The sequence below is a fragment of the Massilia sp. TWP1-3-3 genome, assembly GCF_049897805.1.
GTDB lineage: Bacteria > Pseudomonadota > Gammaproteobacteria > Burkholderiales > Burkholderiaceae_D > Telluria_A.
The window spans coordinates 1-3,292 of record NZ_JAFCWX010000086.1 but is presented as its reverse complement, the minus strand read 5'-3'; the positions used below and the strand labels follow the sequence as shown (position 1 = coordinate 3,292).

Annotated in this window: 2 protein-coding genes and 4 pseudogenes; 5 read left to right on the top strand and 1 reads right to left on the bottom strand. The window is 53.8% G+C overall.

The window, feature by feature from the left end; all coding sequences use genetic code 11:
• Positions 1–209: 209 nt before the first annotated feature.
• The 3 genes and pseudogenes from ACP7D4_RS27765 to ACP7D4_RS27755 all read left to right on the top strand — a co-directional run.
• Positions 210–314, top strand: a pseudogene (locus tag ACP7D4_RS27765) (RHS domain-containing protein); the annotation flags it as partial.
• Between the two features lie 48 nt (positions 315–362).
• Positions 363–989 carry an RHS repeat-associated core domain-containing protein gene (locus ACP7D4_RS27760; protein WP_426212648.1) on the top strand — a complete coding sequence of 209 codons (627 nt, stop codon included), beginning with the start codon at positions 363–365 and terminating at the stop codon, positions 987–989.
• 16 nt (positions 990–1,005) lie between these two features.
• Entirely contained in the window at positions 1,006–1,437 is a 432-nt protein-coding gene (locus ACP7D4_RS27755) for a hypothetical protein (protein ID WP_426212646.1), read from the top strand.
• Between the two features lie 205 nt (positions 1,438–1,642).
• Here the strand turns inward: ACP7D4_RS27755 and ACP7D4_RS27750 are convergent.
• Positions 1,643–1,978: pseudogene (locus tag ACP7D4_RS27750) on the bottom strand (IS30 family transposase); the annotation flags it as partial.
• Between the two features lie 72 nt (positions 1,979–2,050).
• On the opposite strand from ACP7D4_RS27750, the pseudogene ACP7D4_RS27745 reads away from it, so the two are divergent.
• Together ACP7D4_RS27745 and ACP7D4_RS27740 are read left to right on the top strand one after the other, a co-directional pair.
• Positions 2,051–2,725 (top strand): annotated as a pseudogene (locus ACP7D4_RS27745) (IS1634 family transposase); the annotation flags it as partial.
• Position 2,726: 1 nt separating this feature from the next.
• Positions 2,727–3,292: pseudogene (locus ACP7D4_RS27740) on the top strand (IS630 family transposase); the annotation flags it as partial.

Here is a 3,292-nt window from a genome sequence, read left to right as displayed (position 1 = left end):
CATAGGCGCGCGGCGAAATCTTGGAACAGCGTGGTCAGAACGGACATGGCAGGCAGGGATAGTAAAAATCCATGCTGGACGCCGCGATTTTAAGGTGATGTCAAGTGTTATTGTGAAAACATCGATAATAATTTACTGAAGTGCACGCCCATCGCTAACTTGGGTGGATTGGTGGCTACACCACCTCGTACGTATGGCTCGGCGGCGAATTGTTAGGTCTATCGCGCAGTGGCCAATTTTATGCCAGTCACAATGACCAGGTAGGGCGTCCGGAAGTGCTTACCGACGCAAATGGCACAGTTACGTGGCGCGCGGAGAATGCAACGTTCGACCGCCGTATCGTGCACGATACGATAGGAGGCATGAATGTCGGGTTTCCAGGTCAGTATTTCGATAGTGAAACGAATCTATGGCAAAACTGGAATCGCTACTATGACGCTTCACTTGGGCGATACATGCAAAGCGATCCTATTGGATTGGCAGGCGGTCTCAATACTTACGCTTATGTCGGCGGCAATCCGCTAACCTATGTCGATCCAACTGGTTTAGATACGGCAGTTATCCTTTCAGGCGCGATTTCCACCAACCCATTTGGTCACATTGCAATCGCTACTACCGGAAAAGGCGTCTATAGCTTCGGGACGGCGGATTATCCGTTTGGCTCAAGTACCACATCATATATTAATGGTCAATTAAAACAGCGCAACGTTTCCGTGATTACATTAAAGACGACTCCTGAGCAGGAACGAAATATCGTGGCGTCTATGCTAAAGTTTGAAGGCTCGCAATATAATCTCACCAGCAATAATTGTGCTAACGCGGTAACTAATGCTCTGGCGAGTGGGGGTATCGGGGAAGGAAGTCCCTCTTGGAGCCCTATCCTTCCACGCATATCCGCAGGGGCGGCGATGAGCTACCCTGGTGCGTCCACGCGGACCTACTTCCAAGGTAGCACTGCCCCCGGCTCATTGGGATCATATAACCAATAATCGGTCAAACAACATCATGTTTATAAATAGCCGATCGATCCTTATCAAATGCGGCATTGCCACGTTTCTTACCCTCATTCTAAGTGGAATGTCCTATTATGCGTTCTACGTTTTACCCCGGGGAGAGCTAGGCCAGGCTGAACAGTGGGGTGTCCTGCAAGCGGTTGAGTACACCTATAGACAAAGAGAAATGCCGCAAAATCCGCTGCTGGTGACGAATGCCTTTGGCTCCCAATATTCAGCACTAGGGCTGCCGACTGGAGAAAAAGCGTGGCCATTTTCCTGGATTCTTTTAAATGCAAGTGATAGTGATGACTACGGACCGATTAAAATGCTCCCAAAGGACAAGCCCTTCAATATTCGCTGCGACTATATCGACGGTTTTCCGAGGAATATAACTATTCAACGCGATGTCTTGGCCTATTTAAAATCAAACTGTAAAAGGTAGCTGGCACTGATCAGTTAATGGTAAGCGTCCGGCCGCTTCACCTGTTACTGGAGTTTAGGGCTGGGTAGACTGTGCAAACGGTAGCAAGGAGGGCCCAATGCCGTTTTGAGTGGAACTTGACTTCGGCTACTATGTCGACTACCGCTGTGAATGCCTGATTTCCTCGTAACAGTGGGCGGTTTCAAATACCAAGCGCAACACTGGGTTAATTAACAGTGTTGGTTTGATGTTGCAGCAATGCTATGTGCCGAGTATAAACGACGAGCGGCGAGTTAGAATTAAACCTCGCTCGCGGGCGTGTATTGAGCGACAGTGCGATGGCATCGAGGTCGTCTTGCGAGTAGATCGACAGGTCCGATCCCTTCGGCATGTACTGGCGCAGAAGACCATTGGTGTTCTCATTTGAGCCGCGCTGCCAAGGGCTGTGCGGGTCGGCGAAATAGATCTGGACGCCGGTTCGTTCGGTGAGGATTTTGTGGCCGTGCATCTCGCGGCCTTGGTCGTAAGTCATGGTTTTGCGCATCGCTGCCGGCTCGCCCGAGTTCGACAGTTTGACGCGGTTTTTCACCCTTTTTCCTGAGCGCATTCCATATGAATCAAGTACATAGGCAAGCCCATCATTGAAAAGATCGTCCAGCGCTTCCCCGTCAAGCGCGTCATCGCCGTCGCTGACCGCGGCTTGCTCTCGACAGACAACCTGGCCGATCTGCAGGCCATTACCCTGCCCGGTGGCGGGACACTTGAATTCATTCTTGCAGTCCCAGGCCGGCGCTACAACGATTTCGTCGATATCCTGACGCCGTTCCACGACGCCACTTGCGCTGACGCCAAGGAGGAGGTGCTGGGCGATGCGCAGTGGGACAAGCTGCGCCTGATCATCGCTCATGATCCGCAGGTGGCGCTGGCCGCCGGTGCCAAGCGCGACCTCATCATCGGCGCGCTGGAGCAAAAAGCAGCCCAGTGGGCGGGCAAACTCGATGGACAGGAAGGCGGCGCGCGCAAGCGCGGACGCAAGCTCTCCGATGGCGGAGCGCGCGCCCGCTTCTATCACGAAGTGTGTGAAGCGCACTTGGCGCGCATCGTCCGGGTCGACCTTAAAAGCGAGTTGTTCACGTACTCGATTGATGAGCGTGCGCTGGCGCATGCGCGCTTGATGGACGGTAAACTGCTGCTGGTCACGAACACCGCCGACCTCGCGCCTGGCGAGGTCGTAAAACGGTATAAATCATTAGCCGATATCGAACGTGGGTTCCGCGTGCTTAAATCCGAAATCGAGATCGGACCGATCGACGGACAAGGAGATTAGCGCGGAGTTGGGCGTTTTGCGCGCCACAGTGGCACGTTGGCGTGGTCGATACATCGAAGATGGTCAATCGGGAATTGAGCGGGATGGAACGCGGCCAGGACGCAAGCCGCAGATTTCTGAGCGCAAGGTCAAAGCGATCGTGAAGATGACAACCCAGCAATCGCCGGCCAATGCCACGCACTGGAGCACCCGGACAATGGCCGCTGCGGTGGGTATCAGCGAAGCGAGCGTTCGGCGCATCTGGCATGCCCACGGCCTCAAGCCGCATCGGGTATCGACCTTCAAGGTATCGAACGACAAGCACTTCACGGAGAAGCTTGAGGACATTGTTGGGCTGTATCTGAACCCGCCGGAAAGCGCCTTGGTTTTTTGCTGTGACGAGAAGTCGCAGATTCAGGCACTGGACCGTACGCAGCCGGGATTGCCACTTAAGAAGGGGCGTTGCCAAACGATGACACATGACTATAAGCGCAACGGAGTGACGACCTTGTTCGCGGCGATGAGTACACTCGACGGGAGCGTCATTGGTCAGTGCCAAACGAAGCATCG